Origin of the sequence: Pontibacillus chungwhensis, assembly GCF_030166655.1 — a bacterium.
Taxonomy (GTDB): Bacteria; Bacillota; Bacilli; order Bacillales; family BH030062; genus Pontibacillus.
Genome location: NZ_CP126446.1, coordinates 225,423 through 248,368, shown reverse-complemented (window position 1 = coordinate 248,368; position 22,946 = coordinate 225,423). Strand labels below are relative to the sequence as shown.

The window sequence follows — 22,946 nt, the reverse complement described above, 5'->3', positions numbered from 1 at the left end:
ATTCATGCAAGTTTAAAGTATCCTTACCTTTTGATCAATGGTAAAATAAGATAAACGCTAACGAATTCGATGGAGGTGGGCTAAAAATTGAACAAACCACCATTTAACCCCTATATAGCCATCATCATCGGAGTGCTCTCCGTTTCTACTGCAGCCGTTTTCGTCAAATTGGCCTCAGCAGCCCCAGCGTCTATAATCGCTCAATATCGCTTACTATTCGCCGTACTTCTTATGGCTCCCTTTGTGTTAACCAAGCACCGACATGAATTTAGGTCCATCACAAAACGAGATTGGACTCTCTCGATAGCAGCCGGCGTCTTCCTTGCTTTTCATTTTATCCTATGGTTTGAGTCTTTAAACTATACATCTGTTGCAAGTTCAGTTGTATTAGTCACGCTCCAACCCATATTTGCTTTTATCGGAACCTTTATTTTCTTTAAAGAAAGGTTTACAGCTGGAGCTATCCTTAGTATGCTAATTGCAATTACAGGTAGCGTCGTCATTAGTTGGGGAGACTTTCAGATAAGTGGATTAGCCCTTTTCGGGGATATTCTGGCTTTATTAGGGGCCATCATGGTCACAGGCTATTTCTTATTAGGACAAACGATCAGAAAACGCCTTTCCCTTATGACATATACGTTTATTGTATATGGAATCAGTACCATTACGCTTATTCTTTATAACGTCATTTTACAGAATCCATTTTCAGGGTATCCTACAACATACTGGTTTATTTTCTTAGCATTAGCTGTCATACCTACCTTTTTAGGTCACACGCTATTTAATTGGGCTTTAAAGTGGCTAAGTACCTCAACCATTTCGATGAGCATTGTATTCGAACCCGTAGGGGCTTCCCTTTTAGCTTACCTTATTCTCGGTGAAACCATATCATGGTCTCAATGGCTAGGAGGCGTTATTGTCATCGTAGGATTAAGTTTGTTTATCTACAGCACTTCAAAGAAATCCAAACAGATTTCTATTAAGGAAGACATTTGAATATCCTTTACCATATAGAAATATTCCATCCGAAAAAATTTTTAAAGCAGGTGAACGCATGAATATTCAACTCATGACAGATGGAGGAGCAGATCTTCCAAAGGACTTATTGGACCGTTACAACGTTCATTTCATCCCCCTCAACATCCATTTTGGGGACGAGCAATTCTTAGGTGGAGTCGATATTGATACCCCCACTTTTTATGAGAAGATGAGACAAGCTGAAGAGCTTCCACGCACATCAGCTCCAAGCCCATACGCTTTTTATGAAGCTTATAAAGCAGTGGATCCAGACAAACCGATCCTTATGATCTCGTTATCAAAAGAATTAAGTACCACCTACGAAAATGCTTTACTCGCAAAAGATATGCTTCTAGAAGAAGAACCTGAGCGTAAGATTGAAGTGATCAATTCACGAACAGCTACTTCAGGCATGACCTTGTTAGTGGATGAAGCCGGAAAACGAATCGAAGAGGGGTATACACTCGAGGAGTTAACCGATCACATGCACGAACGTATTAGTAAGTTAGCAACTCTTATCTTACTTCGCACGGTTGAGAACTTAATGAAAAGCGGTCGCTTAAGCCGGTTCAAAGGAGCCATTGCGAAAACCTTAAATATCAAAATCCTTATGCACGGCAGTCCTGAAGGGACGATTGAAGTCACGGAGAAAGTTCGCGGGAACAAAAAAGCGGTCCGTCGTTTCATCGACCAAATCGGAGAGTACTCAAAGGACTTTGAGAATAAAGTGATCACGATGTCTTACAGTAACGCCGAAGACAAAGCGAAGAAGCTTCTTCAAGAAATGAAAGATAAATATTCCTTTAAAGAATCCATGCTTGTGGAAATGGGTCCTCTCATCGCCACACACGCTGGCGAAGGTGGATTTGTCATCTCCTTCTTTAAAGACTAAGTAAAAACGGGGCGAAATCTGATCAGATTTCGCCCCGTTTTCTATTATCCATGATAAGCCTGGTAGCTCGGTTTAGGAGAAAGAAGCGAAAAGACCATCGCCAGAAACGGAAATAGAATCATAATCCACAAGATCCCTTCATATCCTCCAAACCAGTCAAAATATAGCCCAAATGGAAGAGGTCCAAAAGCAGAACCTAACACCATAATGGTTTGAGCCAATCCTTTAATACTCCCTAAATGCTCCCGGCCAAAATAGTTCGGCCAGACGATACTTAAAACAATCCGTTCAAACCCGTTCACAAAGCCCCACACTACTCCATAAAGAATGATCCCTGTGGTTGAGTTCACTTGGAGTAAAATGAAGAGTGCAAGGATATGACCTGCAAACGTAATGGCTAAGACGTAATGCACCGAAATGCGATCTACCAGATACCCCACGACGAACGTAATCGGAAAGCCAATAACAGCCATTAAAGTCAGCACAAGCGCTGCAAGCTCATTGGATAGCCCCTTCCCCTGCACAATAGAGACTAAATGGAACGTGACCCCCGTATTTACGAGCGCCGGAACGCTGACACAGAACAAGATCAGCCAGAATGCCCGTGTTTTCATAGCCTCAGAAAGGGTCCAGTTCTCTTCGTTCACTTCGACATTTGGGTTATTCTCAAGGTCTTTGTGCTTAGGCGTCCCATCCGGAATTTCACCAATATCCTTAGGTTGGTTTCTGACTAAGAAAATGGCCAATGGCACGAAAATAACCGCTAGAGCCACACCCCAAATGGTCCATGTAGTACGCCATCCGAATTCGTTAATTAACCACGTATTTAATGGTGGCAGTAAGGCTGAACTTAAGAAACCTCCGATCGCCATTACACTTAAAGCTCTTCCCCTCTTACCAATAAACCACTGAGGGACAAGGGTGTTTGGAATAAGCGTCATCGACCCTTGTCCAAATAATCGAAGCATAAAGAAACCAAGAAACATCATAACAGGACCAATCATAAAGCTATTCCAGAAACACGCGACCGCTAAGAGAAGACCAACTGATGCCATCATAATTCTTTGCCCCAGACGATCTACCAGCCTACCTACCATAAAGAGGGTTAACCCCGCAATTAAGGTAGCAGTGGAATAAAGCGCCGAAACAAAAGAACGAGAATACTCAAAGTCACTTATGTAACTCTCAATAAATATGGATACGGAGTAGGTCTGCCCCGGCCCAGAAAAGAAGACACTTAATCCGGCTATTAATACAATCACCCATCCGTAATAGAACGGTGTTTTAACTGGCGCTTGTCCTACCTGATTGTGTGCATTCATGCTGCCTCACCCTTTCACCTTTTCTCATCTATATCTCCTATCATGGTAGACGTTTCCATAAGCCAATGCAAAGCAAAAGCTAGCTCCTAAAACAAAAAAAGCTCCCGCTTCAGCCGGGAACTTCTTTACACCTTAAATCCTTTAATAAACGTGCCGAGCCCTTTCATGAGCGGACTGAATTGATTAGCTGTATTTGCGACTTGCCCCATTGTAGATAACATCTTATCGAGGTCGAGCTGTCCGTTCTTATCTTGAAAATACTGCATCATACCAGGCGGCTTCTGTTGTTGCCCATTCATCGGCGATTGTTGTTGCAAGGAATAGTAAGGATCCCATTGATTTGGCTGCGGGGGTTTTGCGAATTGTTCATATGGATTTTGGTAGCCTGGGGGTGCATGAAATTGAGCTCCTTGTGAGACGGAAGGTTGATTAGGAAAATGCTGATTTTCCCAAGGCATTTCCATCGGATAAGGGCCATATGGATGAGTAGGACTTCCCTGTACATTAGGGGGTCTTCGTCTCATGATCTGCACACCTCCTATACTTTCTTCTTTATCCACTCCTAGCCTATGTGAAAGGAGAAAAATTGTGAAAGGTGAATCGCACAGATCACTAAATTTAGATATAAAAAAAAGAGGGTCTACGCCTCTTCTTTTCATTGTTATTTATTTAGCCCCATAGCGCCTTGTCGAAAATAAGAGGTAACCTCGTCGATATTTAACACTTTCTTCAGCTTACGCTTTTGAAAGCCTAAAATCACTTGGTCCCCTACATATGTAGCCGGCGTACCGTATACACGATTGGATCGCATTTCTTTATAGTGCTCTTTGCTTGTGGAGATGTTCTTCTCCGTATAAGGAATGTTCCATTCTTCCATAAAACTCTTCACATTGTCACAATGATGACATCCATTACTTGTATACACCACTACTTGTTGATTACTCACGATGAGCCCCCTATCGTTGGTCCTTTGTACCTAACCATCTATTTTCCCAAAGCATAGCATCCGTTGTATTCTACTTGTGTGTACCCGACTCAATCAAAAATAAACATCTTTTTTGCAACTTATTGTCGAAATATTGAAGGTTTCATAGTGCTCTGCCAATAGGAAACAGTTCGATGGACCCATCTAGCACTAAAAAAGCCTGCCTTATTGAATAAGACAGGCCCTGGACCTCTTTACGCAAATAGCTCTTTCACATCGGTGTCGCCACTTAATAAATCAAAGCTCTTACCAATGACATTGTCATTTGTGAGGATGAAAGCTAACACATTCCCTACATCTTCACGAGGAATGGTTCCTTCATTTAAATGCTCTTCGGCTTGAACGTTTCCTGTGCCTTGTTCATTGGTTAAGCCCCCCGGGCGAACAATGGTGTATTGCAGGGACGTGTTGCGAAGATGTTCGTCAGCACGGCCTTTTGCATATAGGTAATGCTTCAACTCTTCAGGCCCCATTTCAGGACGATCTGCCGCCATTGAACTTAGCAGTACAAAACGGGATACGCCCTTTTCTTCAGCAAGTTCCATTGATTTAATGGCACCTTCCTGGTCAATCATAATCGTCTTATCAGATCCGGTATTCGGGCCCGATCCAGCTGCGAAGATCACCGCATCTACCCCGTTATAGACGTGAGAAAAATCTTTCTCTAAATCACCTATCACGGTTTGAACATTACGCTCCTCAAAGTATGGAACCTGATCTTCCTTTCGAACCATCGCAACCGGTTCGTGGTTATAGTAATTTAATTTATCAACAACATGTTTTCCAACTTGACCATTTGCTCCAATAACAAGTACTTTCATGAAAAGTCACCCTCCTTGTGCAAATTCTATATTCTTCATTCCCGAGGGGACTAAAGGATAAACAATTGGATGCTTAATTAAGTGACTCCCATTCCTCTACTCTGCAAAGATTAAACGACACAAAAAAACCCGCCTCAAGTATGAGCCAGGCCTTTCTTCCCTCTATTTTAATTCATCAGCATATTTCCCTAACTTTTTCAGCATAGGGATCAGTTGCTTTTTCTCTTCATCCGTTAGGCCACCCGTAATTTCTTCGATTTGCTCCCAGTGACTCGGAAAGATTGTATTCAATAATTCACGGCCATCTTCTGTGATGGCAGCGTACGTAATTCGGCGATCTTTCGGGCACGGTTTTCGGTCTAATAGGCCTTTTTGCTGTAATTTATCGACCACATAGGTGATACTACCGCTTGCTAATAAGATTTTATCACCAATTTTTTGTAATGGTTGGTCCCCTTGATGATAAAGCAACTCTAATACACCAAACTCCGTCGGGTTTAATCCATGAGTTTGGATATCTTCTTTTACACGGTCTGAAATTGCCCGAGATGCTTTAGAGAGAACAACAAACAACTTCAATGATGGATCTTCTTTTTTCGCTTGATAGTTCTGTGATTGATCCACTTTACTCAGCCTTTCTATTATAATGGTGCATTAGTAAAAGTATAGCGACCATTTCAATTTATTGTCAATCCTTCTTATGTAGGTTCTCTGTTCTTTTTACTCTATTCGAATCTGTGGCATAATAGGAAGAAGAAGCTAGTTGCACTATACCACACTCTTAGAAAGCGGTGTATAAAAAAATGGTAGAAGATACGGGAGAACGAGTCATCCCAGCATATATGAAACCATCAAACGGCATGTTACTAGAACACATGGCGCGTTATCAATTTGCATTGCCTTATGTAACAGGTCGCGTACTCGACCTATCATGTGGCTCAGGGTACGGAACTCATATGATGATTAAAGATCGTAAAGACGACGTTTCTGAAATGATCGGGGTGGATATCGACCCTAAGATTATTCAATACGCCAAAGGCGCCTATTATCATCCAAAATCCGAATTCCGAGTAGCCGACGCCACAGATGTAAATTTACCGGAACAGCTAGGTACATTTGATACTATTGTAAGCTTTGAAACTTATGAACATATAGAAGAGGAGGATAAACTCCTCCAAAACTACGAACGGTTACTAAAAACAGGTGGCACTCTTATCGTTTCCACACCATTTGGAGAAGGACGGGGAGTAGATTGTTATTCACCTTTCCACGTCCACCAAATTACACCTGAAGAATTCCACCAACTTTTCACGAACTTTGAAGAGGTTCAATTCTATTATCAAAAAGGTGTGCTCATCGAACCCCCTCGCCAAGAGGTCCATTATCCCCTGGGAATAGCGGTGTGCAAGAAATCTAACTAAAGAATCGCGCTCGAGGGATGTTAAAAAGCATTGAATTGAAATCAATGCTTTTTTTAGTGATCACATCGCTGGTATTAATCATTTGGTTCCTCTACTTCGATTTCCTTTTCCACTTCCTTGTGCTGCCCATTCACTTCTACAACAGCAACTACCCTATAAGTGCCCGCTTCATCAAAGGTGTGCTGAATAGAATATAAACCATTTCCTTGTTTCTGTGAGGGCTTCTCGTCAGAAGGTTCTTCCCCTTCTCTTGCCCATTTAATAGTAACTTTCTTGGCCTCATCGACCTTCTGATCCCCTTGACTAACCTTTACTTGCAACGTAGAAATTTGCTCAGTGGTCAACTCTTCAGGTACCGTTAGAATCTTAGCTGTAATCGGCTTATCTGATTCAGACCCAGATGCTTCACCTTCTGACCCACAAGCTGCAAGTGCCATGAGGCAGAATCCAAGAATAAATAGAATATTCAACGATCTAGACAATTCTCTCACTCTTTCTTCTTATTGTTGCGTTTGATGAAAAATCATGCGCAGATGGTTCGGCAGGACTTTAATATGACCAGGGGTCTTCAAATAGATTTCCCCGTCGGTGTCCACTTCTTGTTCATTTTCTGTTTCTATTTTCACTTCTGAAGCTTGTCTATGAAAGATGCCCTTTAAATCGTCGGTATCCTTCCCTGGCTGATTCATGTTAATTAACTCTTTGAACGTCGATAAATTAGAGTTCTTTACTACTAAAACATCGAGCTTCCCATCATTTACATTTAGCCCAGGTACAGGTACATATCGCGTGCCTATGTACTGGCCGTTCATAACGAGCGCCATCACGCCTTCTTCCTCATACACATCATCTTGGTCGATTGTAATCTTGTAACGTGAAGGTTCTGATGCATTCATGGTTTTTACAGCACTAATGAAATAACTCAAAACTCCAAAACGGTCCTTCTGAGCAGGGTCTATATTTAAAGACGTATCGGTCACGAGTCCAATCCCCCAGAAATTCAGGAAATACCCTTCGTTTTGAATTTCTCCAACGTCCACTGGCGCAACACGTCCATCCACCAAAGCTTGGGCGGCGGCTTTTATATTCTGAGGCATGCCTAGCATTCTAGTGAAATCGTTACACGTGCCTCCAGGTAATACGCCAATTACAGGGCGATTCTCCAATTGCGCCAAGGCATTAACGCTGTCATGAACCGTCCCATCTCCTCCTAGTATATAAATGACTTCAACTTCTTCCCCGTATTCCTTACATTTTTCCTTTAAATCCTCTGGACTTTTCGTTTGAACTACACGCAGTTCTTCAACGTGTTGGGATAAGACCGGAAGAGCCACTGAGAGTTTCTCATTCATTTGATCCGGCCCAGCATCCCCATTATATAAGAAAAGCCCCTTATTATACTGAATCATTTTCCTTCCCCCAATCATGAGCAATAGGTCTATACGTATCATTTCCTTTTATGCCGCTAATGAAACCAGTTCAAAAGGGAGGAAAGGCTGATTTGAAGGTGGCTGGTTATTCCCCTAGTTCATTCGAACCTGAAATCCCTCGAGCATTCTTGAAGATCTCTAAGAAACAATTCGGCTCATCTACTGTAATATGAATTCTTTCTACTTTTTTGGATAATCCAAAAACGAGACGAACGTCCACGGGCTCTTCTAGTTGAATGGTCCATTGAGGAGGTTGAGTTTCTAATGAGGGGAGCGTTAAGGAAACGGCTTCCTTATCCTTTTCACATTCTTTCGCTGTTACAGTTGTTTGATGAATGTCTTGAATAGATTCATAAGGAATAAAGGTGAAAAACCGTAAACCTTTTTGAATGTGTATCCCTTTATGATCAAGAATAATGGGTGATTTACGTATGGCCTGATAATCTGCCACGACAAAGATCAAAGCATAGATGTCTAATAGGGTTACAATCCAAGCTGCTGTATGGCTCCATTGAGATACTAAGAAGTGAACCCCGATAATCTCGATCAGAAGGCCATGAACAATCATAATAAAGACCCCTAGGTACTCACTGTTCTTATGGTACGAGAATACAGGAGCCGTGGTGTATCGCTTAACGTCTTCTCGTTTTCCTGCAAACACATAATAAAAAGCGGACAAATCTGTAATCAGGAATCCTAACACTCTTTGCATCGTTTTCCTTCTGCCAGTTACATTAGCGAATGCTTTCTCAATCCCTTTAACCGTACTCATGGAAAGATGATAATAAGAGGACCGGGCTTCTCGTATCGATCTTCTAATAACCGGGAGATAGCGAATCACCCAAATAAACAAAAGGAGTTCAATAAAGATAATGGAGGCTTCTACAACAATTAACGATCGATTAATCCACCACAAATGCTCTCTGGCATAGTCAGGAACTATCCAATTGAGCGCCATAAGCCCAGCAAACATCAGGGGCACAAAAACGATCAGCGAAGGCCGTCTCCTTAAGACGAAGAAATAGCATGCCAAAGGAAAAACAATTAACAAGTCGACTGCCGTTCCCCATACTGCCCCACTCGTAACCGTTCCCGCTAGTTCAAATTTTTGTACTAAAAGATTCGGGAGCAACACTAGCCCCATAATCAAGAAGAGACGAAACCAAGCAACGGGCTTCTTTGATACCGTGGGATTCATAACCATCCCTCCTCAAGTAGGATACCTTCATTATATCAAAATTTGGAAATGAGGAACGCTAAAAAACACTCCCATTAAGAGAGTGTTTTTTCATTACATTGCTTCTTTGATTCCTTTTTTCACGAGCCACCAGTTAGCAGGATAGCTCGTTAGGAATCCTAAAATCATAGCAATTTGCATCATGAACCAATAGGTTGCCTGATCAGGCTTTGGTGGTTGTTGGAATAATACGAAATGGACAATGGCCATCCATCCAAACATCCCAATCTCAAAAGCAATTAATGATAATGTATCTGCTTTTACAGCATCTTTTAAATTTCCCAGTATACCCGCTTCTTGATTCATAGGGTAGATCGCAAATAACTGAAATAAGATTCCGAATAAGTAGGCCGCTATAAACTCAACCGTATAGTGCGCAAGGAGCGTGGACCCTGCTACTGTAAGGCTCGTAAAGAATACAATAGGCACTCCTACCGCATCTCCTAATGTACAACCACTTGAACAGTGGCTTGTCGACATAAACACTTGAGCTCCCTTACCACGATTGTCCTCGCGGTCTAAATCCTTCGCCTTCAATCGTCCCCATTTATAATAGGTCCAGACCGCGAAGGGGCCAAGAAACCACCCGTTAATGGGCCAGACGACATTCATAATGGCCATCATTTGAGGGTGACGGATTACGTCTACAATAATGATAAGAGAAGATACTAAACCAATTCCTAAAGCAATCCAAGCAATCGTTGATAACATCTTCGCCACCTCTTTTTTTCGATTTGTATAAATCGATACCCCCTAGAGGTGTTAGCATAAACGTTTTTCTATGAGTGATGGCTTGAGGATTGGTTTACATCATTGGCTTGAAGAGCTTTCTTGTCAATCTTCCCAACATGGGTTTTGGGCAATTCATCTATGATATGGAACGCTTTAGGAATCTTATAGCGTGATAACTTTAACGCACAATGCTCCCTTAAATCCTCTTCGGTTAGGCTGCTTGTTGAATGAAGAGATACAAAGGCCGTGACAACTTCCCCCCACTTGTTGTCTGAAAGCCCTACAATGGCAACTTCATTCACTCCTTCTAAGGAAGACAGCCAATGTTCAATTTCAAGAGGGAAGACATTCTCCCCTCCAGTAATAATCATCTCTTTCTTCCGGCCTACTATATAAAAAAAACCATCCTTATCCTGACGGGCAAGATCCCCTGTATGAAGCCAGCCGTTTTGGAGCGACTCTTGTGTAGCCTCAGGATTGTTCCAATAAAAACTAAATACATGCTGTCCCCTTAGTAGCAACTCCCCGACTTCCCCTGCAGGACACTCTCCTCCATCGTCCTTAACGATTTTCACATCATTAAAGACCATCGCTCTTCCCACAGAACCAGGCTTCTTTACCGCTTCATCAGGATGAATAAAAAAGTTATTTGGACCCGCTTCCGTTAGTCCGTATCCTTCTTTAAACTGTAACCCTTTCTGATGGAAAGCCCGATAGATCGTGAGGGGGCATGGCGCTCCGCCAGAAAGGAACACGTTCATTGAATCAAATGTGGCCCTTCTAAACGCTTCTGTCCGGATCATCATGTGATACATCGTCGGCACAAACAGCGCAATGGTACAGTTGTATTGAATTAAATCATTCACGGCTTGCTCGGCTTCAAACACTTTCGATACGACCACGGTTCCACCAGCCATTAAAACAGGCAGGCTCAGGGCATTCAGTCCTCCTGTATGGAACATAGGTAAACAAGTAAGTGTGGTATCCTCTTTGCACAAATTCCAACTGACAATCGTGTTTAACGCATTCCACCGTATGGAATCATACGTAAGGATCGCTCCTTTGGGCTTCCCTGTTGTCCCTCCCGTATAAATCATTGCTAACGGCTCTGATTCTGTCCCCATTTGATCTACCGTTTTCACAGAAGTCTCTAATCCATCCACATACGCTGCATTCGTAATGGGCACAATCACGTAATCTTTCTTCTTCTCTACCAATGTGGCTTGACTATCGTGGACCCCAACAACAGTAGGAGTAGCATCCTCAAGAATATACTCGACTTCTTCCTCAGATAATCTCCAATTGACCGGAACAAATATAGCACCGCTCTTCATACAAGCGAATAAGAAATCAAAATAACTTATATCGTTAGGAGCAAAAAGCGCAACCCGATCTCCTCGCTTAACCCCCATCTCCAGCAGATAGGCAGCCAGCTTCTCAGCACGGTTGTTGATGTCCTCAAATGTCCATTCCATTCTTGTAGCTGAGTCTACGACCGCTCTGTCCTTCGGAAACAAGCGCGCCCGACTCTTTATCCAATCCAATTCACATCTCACAACCTACTCACCTCGTTCATCTATAGATTCATAATCTTAGTGTAGAAGAAGGGAGTTACAGCGTAGTTACAAAAAGCAATTGAGAGATTTGAATGATTCTTTTCTCGACGTGTGTGCTCGCTTTCTCGACGTCCCTGCTCCTTTTCTCGACGTCACCGCTCCTTTTCTCGACGTCCCTGCTCCTTTTCTCGACGTCACCGCTCCTTTTCTCGAGGTCCGTGCTCCCTTTCTCGACGTCACCGCTCCTTTTCTCGACGTCCGCGCTCCCTTTCTCGACGTCACCGCTCCTTTTCTCGACGTGTGTGCTCGCTTTCTCGACGTCCCTGCTCCTTTTCTCGACGTCCCTGCTCCCTCTCTCCACAAAAAAAGCCCCCGCATTCATGTGGAGGCTTTCCTAGACAAGACTTACATCATAATGCCGCCATCAACGTGGAGGGTGTGTCCATTCACATAATCCGATTCATCAGAGGCCAGGTAAAGATAAGCATTGGCTATGTCTTCTGGCCTCCCAAGTCGGCCCATTGGAACCATGGTTTTCATCTGATCAATGACTTTCTCCGGAACTTGTTCTACCATTGCGGTTTCCGTAAAGCCCGGTGCCACTGCATTCACGTTAATGCCTTTTCTACCAAGCTCTTTAGCCCATGTTTTTGTCAGACCAATCAAGCCCGCCTTGGCTGCTGCATAATTGGACTGCCCCACATTCCCGTATGTACCTGTAACGGAAGAGGTGTTGATGATTTTGCCTTTTCCTTGCTCTACCATGTGAGGCATAGCAGCCTGGGCACAGTGGAAGACCCCTGTCAGATTCACATCGATTACCTGCTGAAACTGTTCAGGTGTCATTTTGGAAAGCATAGCATCTCGCGTGATGCCTGCGTTGTTTACAAGAATATCGATTTTGCCATAGGTTTGAACAGCTTGTTCCATAAGCGCATCAACACTCGCCCGGTCTGCTACATTCACTTTCACAAATAAAACGTCAGCACCGTTTTCTCTTAATTCTTTCTCTCTCGCCGAACCTGTTTCTTCATCGAAATCGGCCAGAATGACTTTAGCCCCTTCACTCGTGAATCTCTTTGCCGCTTCGAGTCCAATTCCATTAGCGGCCCCCGTAATGACAGCTACTTTTCCTTCTAATCTCATTGGCGTTGTCTCTCCTTTTTCTCAAGAAATTGTTCCATGGTTTCTACTAACAACCCTAAATCATCAATGAGGGGGGAGTGTCCGCAATTCGGCAGCGAGACATATGTAGCGCGGTCCCCGAGATCTTCTAGAAGTTCCTCATTCATTCTTGCTGTAATCACCTGGTCGCGGTCCCCTCTCATCACAAGAACAGGAACATTGATGTCATCTACCATTCCGTTTCCTTCTACAAGTCCATTATGATGATGACTCATATTGAAGATGTTCAATGCTTGGTAGACTTCAGCCAAATTCCGCTGCGTCATCATGTCCTCAGTATAAGCTTGATATAACGACTCACTTGGCTGATTATGAGTATATATTAGCGAATTCCATACAGCTTGTAGAAGAGCTTCGTTCCCTTCATCGTAAGCCTGCTGAATGGGAATCGTTTTCCCGGGATCCCTTCTCACTTCCTCGATTGTCTCTAGTCGATTAGAAAGATCCGGCAGCCCATTTTCACCTGTAGCAAAGAACGGATACCCCCTTGTAGATGCTGATGCAAGGAGTAGTAAGCGATTACAAAAATTCGGAAAGCGCGCGCAAAATTCCATAGCCACAGCCCCGCCTGTAGACCAACCCACGATGGCGAACTCCCGTAGGTTCAATGCTTCTACGAATTGGTGGACATCCTTGGCAAAATCCCCAATCGTTTCAACCGGATTCAAATAGGTGGAGGCTCCAAATCCCCTTAGGTCAAGAGCATACACTTTATACTTCTCATCCATCTTCTCTAACACCAAATCCCAGTGTTTGGAAGAGGTCATATTCCCATGAAGAAGCAGAACGACCTCATCGCCCCCTTCACGTTCCCTGTACCCTAACGATTCTCCATTTGGCAATTGAACCTTTTTCATATGAACGTTTACCATATTCATCAATCCCCTTCCTGGTTTCCCCATTTAATCACTGTAGCTCCCCAAGCGTATCCAATGCCAGCACTAACAAGGACAACGACATCTCCGTTTTTCAATTTCCCTTGCTCTGCTGCTAATTCAAGTGAGAGAATTTGATCGATTTGACCGATGTGTCCATAGTCTTCCAGATAAACAGACTGCTCAAGTGTCAGCCCTAATGACTTTAGTACGTATTCGTGAGCAGACCGCTTCATATGAAGCATCGCCACATAATCAATATCCGCTTCTGTAAATCCGCTCTTTTCTAAAGCATCTCGAATAACATATAGAAAGTTGTCCATAGATTGATCTGCTAAACGTTGTTTCATCCCATCCGGGTCCAGTACATCAAGCTGATAGTCTTCTAGATTCGAAGCCGTTAAAGGATGTTTTGTTCCACCAGCTACGACCACGACATCTTCTGAGAAAGAACCATCACTAATCACAGACGTTTCAAGAACCGTATTGTTTGTAGCGCCTTTCTTTAAGAGAAACGCTCCACCGCCGGCACCGAGGTTATACATAAACCTTGTTCTTGGATTGGTATAGCGAATAAAATCTCCATTCCGGTAGCCACCAGCTAACAGAACGTGTTGAATGGACGGATCACCAAGCATCATACTTTTGGCCACTTTTAACGCCATAATCGTTGTGCCACATCTCATCGCGACATCAAATGCCCAGGCATTCCTGGCTCCAATCTCTTCCTGCAACTTAATCCCAGCGGTCCACAACGGGTATTCTTTGTACTCTTCTCCGATATAGATGACAAGGTCAATTTCTTTTGGGTGAACGTTCGCCTTCCGAAGTGCCTCTTTCGCTGCACGTACGCCCATCTCACACGTATGATCTTCCGGTCCAGGAATTGGTTTTTGCCTAATTCCTAACTTTTCTTCGACAACATCAACGGGTAATCCTGCCTCTCTTGCAATCTCTGTTCCTTTCATTCTTGCTGATGGCAAATACACGCCAGAACTTATAATCCCGATCGACTCCATCCTTTACACCTCCTCGTGTTGCCCTTCTCGATCAACAGAACCTTTCATATAGCGCACAGCTTCATCCAGAAGATCAAAGGTAGATTCATGTTCTGTCTGCACGTGAGTTACTTTAATTCGATACGTTTTCTCCTTGGTTCTCGGATCCACGTTCGCTAGATGAAACCGAACAACAAACGACGAAACAGGTTGACTCATCTCTTCTCCCCCTTAACTTGCTAAGTCCTTTTCTTTTGAAGATGATTTCTTTTTCGCACTCCTCTTGGCCCACATGTACTGCAGGCTTCCCACTATCCCTCGAGGGAAGAAGATAACGGCCAGTATATACACAATTCCAAATAGAATGAGCCATCTCTCAAAAATCCAGTGAACACTTGCTAATTCAGAAAGGTAATGGTGAGCCACTTCTATAAGTCCTGCCCCAATTAACGGACCCACGAGTGTACCTACTCCCCCAATAATGGTCATTAACAGGGCATCCAATGTAACGTCTGTTGCAAACACACTCGTGTCCACAAACCTTAGAGACAGAATGTAGAGCACGCCTGCAATGCTAGCCACAATTCCAGATATGACACTTACCGCTACTTTGTAGAACATAATAGAGAACCCAATGGATTCTACTCGCTGTTCGTTCTCACGAATGGCCATCACCACTCGCCCTGTTGGAGACTGGGTGAATCGGCGAACGAGAAAGAATAAAACGATAAGAGAAACGAGACAAGTCAGATACAAGTGCCCCCGGTCCTTAAAGAATTCCGGAATCTGCATCGTAAACCCGTCATTCCCCCCCGTTACTCCTCTCCATTTCTCTGCTAATACAAGGAATAACCCCGCAAGAGCAAGTGTGAGCATCGCGTAGAAGTGGCTCTTCAACCGTAATGTAAGAAGACCAGCAAGCAAACTGACAACACCCGCAATGACAATGCCCACAATGGTTCCGAGCAGAAGATATCCCATTGTTGGTTCGTTTCGATCGATGATGACAGATACGCTATAGGCCCCAATTCCAAAAAACATCGCATGGCCAAATGAAACGATTCCTGTAAACCCGAGCAACAAGTCATAGCTCATGGCAAATATGCCGAAGATAAAGATTTGCGTCATTAAGAATAAAATCGTTCGGTTATCGTAGAAAAACGGAACCAATAGAAAAAACGAAAATACCAATAGATAAATGCCTGTGCTTCTCTCCCATTTAAGTGGACGCACCTTCCATCACCCCTTCCCCGTAAATAAACCTTGTGGACGAAAGACAAGTACCGACACCATCAGCAGCATATTCACCGCTAACGAAAGGTCCGAATAATAATAAGCCATAAAGGACTGAGCTAACCCGACTAATATAGCTGCGAAGAGCGACCCGGTAAAGCTCCCCATCCCTCCAATGACCACCACAATGAAAGCAAGGATGGCAAATTCCATACCCATTTCAGCATAAATAACACCCGAATAAGGAGCGAGCAACACTCCGCCAAGCGCAGCGAGTGCCGAACCAACCATAAAGACAAGCATAAAGACAAGGCGAATATTAATTCCGAGTGACTGCACCATTTCTTTGTCCATCACTCCTGCTCGAACAATTAATCCGATCTTCGTTTTTCTTAATATATAGAAGGTAATCGCGTAAACAAGCGCTCCCACCAAAATAATAAACAAACGGTATTTGATCAGAATAACGTCCCCCACCATAAAGGATCCATCCATGAAGGCAGGTGGTTGAGCTGCTTTTTGATCGGGACCAAAGACGACCTTCAGCATTTCAGATAATACAATCATGAACCCGAGCGTGATCAGGATTTGCTGCACATGATTTCCATACACAGGTCGAATAATCAGATACTCTGTTAACAACCCAAGTAACAGACCCGTTACAATGGCTCCTATAATCGCGACAAAGAAATTGCCGGTTAAATCATATACCCACACCCCGCTATAGGCTCCCCAGGCAAACAAGCCACCGTGAGCGAAATTTAAGACATCCATTAATCCGAAAATAAGTGTGAGGCCTGCCGCTAATAGAAAAATTAACATACCAGTAGCTAGACCATTGACTGTTAAACTAAGCAGTAAATCCATACCCCTACCTCCCCACTATGCAATTCCTAAGTATTTCTTCCTGAGCCCTTCGTTTTCATTCAGTTCATTCATCCTGCCCTGATGGACCGTTTGACCATCATCCAGAATATAGAAGCGATCACCTATTTTACTGGCCATCATAAAGTTCTGCTCCACAAGAACGATTGTGGTTTTCTCCTTCATTTGCTGGATGGACTCCATAACTTTCTCCACAATAATGGGAGCAAGTCCCTTACTTGGCTCATCAATTAACAGAAGCTCATTTTCATTCATATAAGCTCTCGCAATGGAGAGCATTTGCTTTTGTCCACCGCTCAGCTGGCCTCCTGGCTTCTTCCAGAACTTCTTAAGATCCGGGAATAACTCAAGCACCCACTCCATCCGTTCAAGGGTGGCGTCATCTTCTTTCTGCATCGAGACTTTCATATTTTCCCCTACTGTTAAACCAGCAAAGATCCCCTGGTCCTCAGGGACATATCCAATCCCTTTTCGGGCGATTTGGTAAGGAGGGAGCTTCGTAATCTCCTCTCCTTTAAACGTAACCTGACCCTGACTTGCCGGGTTCAGTCCCATAATAGTGCGAAGGGTCGTCGTCTTGCCTGCCCCGTTTCTCCCCAATAGAACAGTCACTTCCCCTTTAGGTACCTCAAATCCGATATCATGCAGGATATGAAACTGGTCAATATAGGTTTCAATCCCTTTTACGCTAAGCAGAGCTTCCATCATATAACCCTCCTAAGTACGCAGATTGAACGGTCGTATTCTGCATAATTTCTTCTGGTGATCCTTCAGCCAGAAGTTCTCCGTGAAAGAGAACCAGAACCTGATCAGAGAGATCTAAGATCATATCCATTTTGTGCTCGATCAGAACAATCGTACGGTCCCCTCGCTCTTTAATGGAACGAATAACGTCCAAGATGGCGGGCACTTCTTCAATCGACATCCCTGCTGTTGGTTCATCTAGCAGAAGAATGTCTGTTTCTAAGGCAAGAAGCATCGCAATCTCAAGCTTCCGCTTCTCACCATGGGCCAAGTTACTTGCCAAAGAATGAGCTTTCTCTCGCAACAGGACCTGTTCTAGTAACTCCATCGCTTCTCTTTCGAATTCTTTATAAGAACTGAAGTGACGAAACATTTGAAAACGGACACGATTTCTAGATTGAACTGCCAACCGAACATTCTCTAGCACAGTCAGGTTTGGAAAGACATTCGTCATTTGAAACGAACGACCAATTCCTTTTCTGGTTCGCTTGGTGGGGCGGAGTTTTGTAATCGGTTCTCCTCTAAGAAAGATCTCTCCCTCGGTTGGCTGAAGCTGACCACTTAGCAAATTAAAGAAGGTCGTCTTTCCAGCTCCGTTTGGGCCGATGACCGATGTGAATTGTTTCTCTGGGATCCGAACAGAAATATGATCGACAGCCACGTGCCCACCAAAAGCGATCGTTAACTCCTTTGTTTCCAATATAAAGCTCATAACTTTCCTCCTTACGGGTATGAAACAAGAACTTCGGCGCAAATTTGGCCGAAGTTCTCTCAAATTAGTTTTGGATTGGTGGAGCGGTTTCTTCAGGTGTCAGCACTCGCTCAAGAACCGGAACGGGATAATCTACACCCTCTTGTTCTTCCAATCGAATCTTATATAGAGATTGAAGGGCTTGGTGGTCTTCTTCACGGAAGGTCATCGTGCCTTTTGGTGTTTCAAAGCTCATCCCTTCCATGGTGGTAATCAATTCATCAGCGTCTACTTTTCCACCTGTCTTCTTCAATGCTTCTGTAATGGATAACGCCGCACTCATACCACCTGGTGTGAACAGGTCAGGTACAGCATCATATTTCTCCTGATGTTTCTCCACTAACCAGTCGTTAATTTCATTATCAGGAAGGGTATGATAGTAAACCGTGAACCCTTCCATACCGACGAGTTCCTTCATTGTGCTAAGTGCAGCAATATCCGGTGCTCCAGTAGAGATCTTAATGCCTTTTTCTTGAAGTTTCATGTCAGAGATCTGGTTCCAAGGAGAGTTCGCTCCTGCCCAAATGACAAACAAGTAATCCGGCTCAGACTGAATGATCTTTTGAATATTAGCTGTAAAGTCAGTAGCCGTCGGATCAGCGTATTCTTCGTGAACAATCTCTGCACCTAAATCTTTAGCCGCTTTCGTGAATGCAGCTACTCCGTCACGCCCGAAAGAATAATCCGGTGCTAAGGTAGCGATTTTTACGCCATCTTTAGCAATGGCCGCCGCTCCTGCTACAGCATCTTGGGAAGAGTTACGTGCAGTACGGAATACATATTTATTCCAGTCCTTTCCTGTAATACTATCGGCAACAGCAGGCTCAACTACCATGATTTTCTTATACTCTTCCGCTAATGGCAGAACCGCTAGCGTATCTCCTGAACTGGACGATCCAACTAAGAAATCCACCTTATCGTCTTCTAGTAATCCGATTGCTTTTTGTCTGGCTACTTTTGGATCCGTTTCTGTATCAGCATATACAACCTCAATAGGACGACCCTCGATCTCGTTCGTTCCATCTGTTGCATATTCAATCCCTAACTCGAAGCCTTGCTTCGTTTGTTTTCCGTAAGATTCGAGCGCCCCTGATAAGGAAGCAAGCACACCGATCTTGATCGGTTCGCCTGATGTAGCCTCTTCTTCACTTCCATCTGTTGTTTCACCCGTTTCCGTCTCATCTTCCGTACCCTCAGATGAAGCATCATCACTGCTACACGCCGCTGCAAATACCAATAACATCAATAATACCAACAACCCAAACCCACGTTTTAGTTTCATTTAACCTTCCCCCTTCTCCTCATTTAAACAATCTTTATGGATAGCTCTATCGTAGAAGAAGGGAGTTACAAGACAGTTACAAACAGATTCATCACCGCTTATGGATCATTTTCCAAACGAAAAAAGCATGGAACGGTTCAGCCATTCCATGCTTTTCTTATGGTTTAGTCGCGTACGTTTGAACAGTTCTTTCCTTTCGGATCAACTGGAACATCTCTTGTGTTGATTCCATTGGCGGAACGCCTAGTTCGTCATCAAGGATCTTGCAGCACTTCTGATACCACTTAATTGCTTGAGGACGATTGTTTCGTTGGTAGTAGCTAAACATCATTAATCGATAAGCTTCTTCCCAAGTTGCGTCTATCCTTAGAATACGTTCACACCAATGGATGCATGTGTCATATTCTTCTAACCGCACACAAAATTGAGCCAACCGTTCAGCTCCCCGCAAGAATAAAACTTGGAGTCGCTCTCGTTCGTGTAAACACCAATCAGATAAACGCTGATCAGGTAAATAATCATCTTTATACAACGACAAGCCTCGCTCAAGCATACTTTTTACCTGATCAGGGTTATGCTCGAGTAATCCAGCTTCCACCCACTCCTCAAACAGCGCACTATCCAATTCGTATCCTGATTCTGGATGTATTCCGTAAGCGCTTCCTTCTTTCTTGATAAAAAATGACGCCCCTCTCGCTTTACGATCAGGCTCGATCGTTTTTAGTAGAGCGTTTAACGCTACCTTAAATCCCCGGTTAGCACTTTCTTCATCCTGGTCAGGCCACAAAGCAGATAAGATCTCCTCTTTCCTGACTAAATGCTTTCGTTTTGTAATCAGGAGTTCAAATAATTCTTTTGCCTTGCCTCGCTGCCAGTCCTCTTCTACAATGACACGCGTTCCCATATACAGCTTCAATGGTCCGAACGTTTCAATACGAAGCGTAAACCCTGGATGCGTATCACGCTTACCATAGCCTAGCTTCTTAATGAACATCGTCACAAAGGATTCATGAATGTGCAGACTGCGAGCTTTAAAAAGAAGCGGTACCGTGTTTTGCAAGTCAACAGGTCCAAATGTTGTACGGTTTGTTAAGAAAAACTCATATTGTCCTGTTTGAACCCGTTGCAGGAAACTTCTCATCTCTTTTTCAAACGATTCTTCATCCCCAGTTTTCCAATCGATAAAAGCTTTCCAGTAAGAAGTTAGCATTAATCCGTATTGATCGCCGCACTGATGGAATTGCTTTTCAATACCGTTTAGTTTTTCTGCTGCTTGCTCGTACTTGTTACTATAAACGGAAGCAATGGCCATACAAAGTTGAATTAGTGTTGAGAGCCACACGTCTTGAACGTGTTCCGTTTCGTATAGCCCTCTTTCTCCGGTTTCCATTGCTTTCTCATACTGACCTTGAACGCCGTATAACACACAAAGCCCCATATAAGGTTCAGCTTTTCCCCGGGAAACGTTCAATGTTTCCATCATTTCAAGGGAGGTTTGATAGCAACGCTCAGCCAGGTCTGATTCATAGTGATTGGACAACTGAACAGCATGGCCAATACGCATCCAACCACAAGCTTCCACAAAGGGGGACTGTACTTGTATCCCTTGTTGGATCCCTTCTTCCGCGTGCTTCTTGCTTTCTTCCCCTTTCCCCATAAAGGCTGCAATAATAGATAGCAAGATATCCGTTTCCCGGTGAGATTGGGGTAAGAGAAGGTGGTTGTTTTGAGGTTGCTTTTTCTTCCTTGACTTGAGCACCTTTTCCGCTTGGTTTAGCCGACCTGTGCGCAAGTATAAACGCGCTTCGAAGTTATCATCTTGCAGGGGTAAATGAAGTTCTTTCGCCCGCTTGTACCAACTTTCAGCCTTACGCGCTTGCCCAGCATTTAATAAATTCTCCGCTAAGAGGTGGTAGAGATGAGCCATTTCCTCTTTAGCTACCTCAGCCTTCTCCCTGTATTCGATCGCTTGCTGTAAATAACGCTCCCCCTTTTCTGGTTGGATAGTATCCAGATAAATGCGAGCCATTCCTTCTAAAGCGAGACTCGTGATATAGGCATCATTGCTTGTTTTCCCTATACGATAAATCGCATTATAACAAGCTTCTGACTGCTCATATGATGATCGGTAGCGCAGCACTTCACCTTCATAGAACCAAAGCATCGGATGATTCTCTTTTACATCTTCTGATAACAGACGAATCGAATCGTGGAGGCTCTGTAACTTCCCAGACTGAATCATCGTCTCCCCGTACCGTTCGAGGATGCTTGCGACCCTTCCTTCCGCTACACGATGAGCATGGTACAGTGCGGTTTCCATATCCCCATTTTTCTCATAGTACGTCGCAGCAACGGAGTGAAGCGTAATATAAGAATTCTGATCCTTTTGTTTCATTCGATTTTCTAGAAAGATTTTTATAAGGGCGTGATAGCGGTAATGGGTTTCATCGATGCGTTGCAGAAATAATTGTTGAGAAGCGAGTTGCTCAAGCATTTGTTTGGACCCAGACATTCCTAAAACGTTATCACAAACGTCCGCTGAGAACACGTCCAAAATAGCGGTTTGTTCCAAGAATTGTTGAACGAATAGAGATTGTTTCGCAACTACTTCCTGGGCCAGGTAATCAAATAAGTCCTGCAAGGAAGAGGAGTGATTTTGAAGAATCTCTCTCGTAGGAACTCCTGCTTGAAGCTGTTGAAGGATCATCTCAAACGCGATCGCCCACCCTTCCGTCGTACGATGAATGGCTTTTAGATCGTTCTCTTCCACTTGTAACCCGTATACATCCTCCAGGACATGCCCCATTTCTTCTTGAGATAAGAGAAGGTCTTCCTGGTTTAGTTCTAGAAGATTTCCCTTCACTTTTAATGAGGTTAGAACATTGAATTGAATTTTGCTACGACTGGCTAAGATCATATGTACGTGGGAAGGCAAGTGTTCAAGGAAGAGCTCCATCCACTCTTTAATCGCGGTAGATGGTTGAAGATGATGAAAGTCATCCATGACGAAATAAACGGGGTGGTCGATCTGATTGAGTTCATTAATCATCAAAGACACCAACCTGGCCATTTCATGCTTCTGGTGAATTTGATGATAACGATCCAGTTCGCTAAGCATGTGCTCCCCAAATGATGGCTCCAAAAAGCGCAGCGCATAGATCCACTTTGTTAGAAATGGAATAAGATCATCATCGTTTGATGAGACACTATACCAGGCTATATCGAGCCCACTATCTTGTACAAAAAGTGTTAAAGCAGTACTCTTTCCATACCCTGCTCCTCCATGCATACAGATAAGGGGATACCTTGTGATGGATGCCATCTTCTTTTGCAAAGAGGATCGGCGGACGAATCGGTCTTCTGCTACAGGTGGCCTGAGTTGCGTTTGGATAATAGGGATAGTAGACACCTAATCACCTCACTTATTTTCGGACTTTTCTATCATTTTAACATATAGGTTTGTGAGATTTTGTCAAAATATCAAGGCAACGTTCGACGTTTTAAGCTAAAGAGTAGCCAATGATCTGGATAAGGCAATATTTTTGCATGGGGTGGTGGTTTTCTCTGATAATAATGAAAG

24 protein-coding genes are annotated in these 22,946 nt (G+C 43.6%); 3 read left to right on the top strand and 21 right to left on the bottom strand.

Translation table 11 applies throughout. The annotated features are described in order from the left end of the window. The first annotated feature begins 87 nt into the window (after window positions 1-87). Window positions 88-996 (top strand): DMT family transporter, encoded by a 909-nt coding sequence (locus QNI29_RS01410; RefSeq protein ID WP_231419639.1) that lies wholly within the window; start codon window positions 88-90, stop codon window positions 994-996. A 58-nt stretch (window positions 997-1,054) separates the two neighbouring features. After that, window positions 1,055-1,909, top strand: coding sequence for a DegV family protein (locus tag QNI29_RS01405; protein ID WP_231419638.1), 855 nt, complete (start codon window positions 1,055-1,057; stop codon window positions 1,907-1,909). Between the two features lie 44 nt (window positions 1,910-1,953). On the opposite strand, the gene QNI29_RS01400 is transcribed toward QNI29_RS01405, so the two are convergent. The 5 genes from QNI29_RS01400 to QNI29_RS01380 all read right to left on the bottom strand — a co-directional run bounded on the left by QNI29_RS01400 (window position 1,954) and on the right by QNI29_RS01380 (window position 5,661). Then, window positions 1,954-3,231, bottom strand: a complete 1,278-nt coding sequence (locus tag QNI29_RS01400) for an MFS transporter (protein WP_231419637.1) — start codon at window positions 3,229-3,231, stop codon at window positions 1,954-1,956. Window positions 3,232-3,356: 125 nt separating this feature from the next. Continuing rightward, window positions 3,357-3,755 carry a YppG family protein gene (locus QNI29_RS01395; protein WP_231419636.1) on the bottom strand — a complete coding sequence of 133 codons (399 nt, stop codon included), beginning with the start codon at window positions 3,753-3,755 and terminating at the stop codon, window positions 3,357-3,359. Window positions 3,756-3,892: 137 nt separating this feature from the next. Beyond that, window positions 3,893-4,177 (bottom strand): glutaredoxin family protein, encoded by a 285-nt coding sequence (locus tag QNI29_RS01390; protein WP_231419635.1) that lies wholly within the window; start codon window positions 4,175-4,177, stop codon window positions 3,893-3,895. A gap of 233 nt (window positions 4,178-4,410) precedes the next feature. Further along, window positions 4,411-5,037: an SDR family oxidoreductase gene (locus tag QNI29_RS01385; protein WP_231419634.1), complete on the bottom strand. Its 627-nt coding sequence runs from the start codon at window positions 5,035-5,037 to the stop codon at window positions 4,411-4,413. A 162-nt stretch (window positions 5,038-5,199) separates the two neighbouring features. Then, window positions 5,200-5,661, bottom strand: a complete 462-nt coding sequence (locus QNI29_RS01380; protein WP_231419633.1) for a MarR family winged helix-turn-helix transcriptional regulator — start codon at window positions 5,659-5,661, stop codon at window positions 5,200-5,202. 179 nt (window positions 5,662-5,840) lie between these two features. Between QNI29_RS01380 and QNI29_RS01375 the strand changes: the two genes are divergently transcribed. After that, window positions 5,841-6,458 (top strand): class I SAM-dependent methyltransferase, encoded by a 618-nt coding sequence (locus QNI29_RS01375; protein ID WP_231419661.1) that lies wholly within the window; start codon window positions 5,841-5,843, stop codon window positions 6,456-6,458. Window positions 6,459-6,532: 74 nt separating this feature from the next. Here the strand turns inward: QNI29_RS01375 and QNI29_RS01370 are convergent, their stop codons facing one another. From QNI29_RS01370 to QNI29_RS01295, 16 genes are all read right to left on the bottom strand, one after another. Beyond that, window positions 6,533-6,928 (bottom strand): FixH family protein, encoded by a 396-nt coding sequence (locus QNI29_RS01370; RefSeq protein ID WP_231419632.1) that lies wholly within the window; start codon window positions 6,926-6,928, stop codon window positions 6,533-6,535. 30 nt (window positions 6,929-6,958) lie between these two features. Beyond that, window positions 6,959-7,867 carry a YegS/Rv2252/BmrU family lipid kinase gene (locus QNI29_RS01365; RefSeq protein ID WP_231419631.1) on the bottom strand — a complete coding sequence of 303 codons (909 nt, stop codon included), beginning with the start codon at window positions 7,865-7,867 and terminating at the stop codon, window positions 6,959-6,961. A 106-nt stretch (window positions 7,868-7,973) separates the two neighbouring features. Further along, window positions 7,974-9,086, bottom strand: coding sequence for a hypothetical protein (locus QNI29_RS01360; RefSeq protein WP_231419630.1), 1,113 nt, complete (start codon window positions 9,084-9,086; stop codon window positions 7,974-7,976). A gap of 93 nt (window positions 9,087-9,179) precedes the next feature. Then, complete coding sequence (locus QNI29_RS01355; RefSeq protein WP_231419629.1) at window positions 9,180-9,836, bottom strand: DUF4396 domain-containing protein; 657 nt, start codon at window positions 9,834-9,836, stop codon at window positions 9,180-9,182. 68 nt (window positions 9,837-9,904) lie between these two features. Next, window positions 9,905-11,413, bottom strand: a complete 1,509-nt coding sequence (locus QNI29_RS01350; protein WP_231419628.1) for a class I adenylate-forming enzyme family protein — start codon at window positions 11,411-11,413, stop codon at window positions 9,905-9,907. 55 nt (window positions 11,414-11,468) lie between these two features. After that, a complete protein-coding gene (locus QNI29_RS01345) occupies window positions 11,469-11,795 on the bottom strand; it encodes a hypothetical protein (RefSeq protein WP_231419627.1) in 327 nt (108 codons plus the stop codon). Between the two features lie 23 nt (window positions 11,796-11,818). Beyond that, window positions 11,819-12,559, bottom strand: a complete 741-nt coding sequence (fabG, locus tag QNI29_RS01340; RefSeq protein ID WP_231419626.1) for a 3-oxoacyl-ACP reductase FabG — start codon at window positions 12,557-12,559, stop codon at window positions 11,819-11,821. Further along, window positions 12,556-13,476, bottom strand: a complete 921-nt coding sequence (gene phaZ / locus QNI29_RS01335) for an intracellular short-chain-length polyhydroxyalkanoate depolymerase (protein WP_231419625.1) — start codon at window positions 13,474-13,476, stop codon at window positions 12,556-12,558. Before phaZ ends, fabG begins: the two co-directional genes overlap by 4 nt. Further along, window positions 13,476-14,492, bottom strand: a complete 1,017-nt coding sequence (locus QNI29_RS01330; RefSeq protein WP_231419624.1) for a 3-oxoacyl-ACP synthase — start codon at window positions 14,490-14,492, stop codon at window positions 13,476-13,478. The genes phaZ and QNI29_RS01330 overlap by 1 nt, the downstream gene beginning before the upstream one ends. Window positions 14,493-14,495: 3 nt before the next feature. Beyond that, a complete protein-coding gene (locus QNI29_RS01325; RefSeq protein WP_231419623.1) occupies window positions 14,496-14,690 on the bottom strand; it encodes a hypothetical protein in 195 nt (64 codons plus the stop codon). A 12-nt stretch (window positions 14,691-14,702) separates the two neighbouring features. Beyond that, entirely contained in the window at window positions 14,703-15,704 is a 1,002-nt protein-coding gene (locus tag QNI29_RS01320; protein ID WP_231419622.1) for a branched-chain amino acid ABC transporter permease, read from the bottom strand. Between the two features lie 6 nt (window positions 15,705-15,710). After that, the gene (locus tag QNI29_RS01315) at window positions 15,711-16,571 is read right to left on the bottom strand and encodes a branched-chain amino acid ABC transporter permease (protein WP_231419621.1); all 861 of its coding nucleotides are present in this window, start codon (window positions 16,569-16,571) and stop codon (window positions 15,711-15,713) included. A 15-nt stretch (window positions 16,572-16,586) separates the two neighbouring features. Continuing rightward, a complete protein-coding gene (locus tag QNI29_RS01310) occupies window positions 16,587-17,294 on the bottom strand; it encodes an ABC transporter ATP-binding protein (protein ID WP_231419660.1) in 708 nt (235 codons plus the stop codon). Beyond that, window positions 17,278-18,045: an ABC transporter ATP-binding protein gene (locus QNI29_RS01305; protein WP_231419620.1), complete on the bottom strand. Its 768-nt coding sequence runs from the start codon at window positions 18,043-18,045 to the stop codon at window positions 17,278-17,280. Before QNI29_RS01305 ends, QNI29_RS01310 begins: the two co-directional genes overlap by 17 nt. A gap of 64 nt (window positions 18,046-18,109) precedes the next feature. After that, entirely contained in the window at window positions 18,110-19,366 is a 1,257-nt protein-coding gene (locus tag QNI29_RS01300) for a substrate-binding domain-containing protein (protein WP_231419619.1), read from the bottom strand. Between the two features lie 157 nt (window positions 19,367-19,523). Next, a complete protein-coding gene (locus QNI29_RS01295; RefSeq protein ID WP_231419618.1) occupies window positions 19,524-22,775 on the bottom strand; it encodes a winged helix-turn-helix domain-containing protein in 3,252 nt (1,083 codons plus the stop codon). Window positions 22,776-22,946 lie beyond the last annotated feature (171 nt).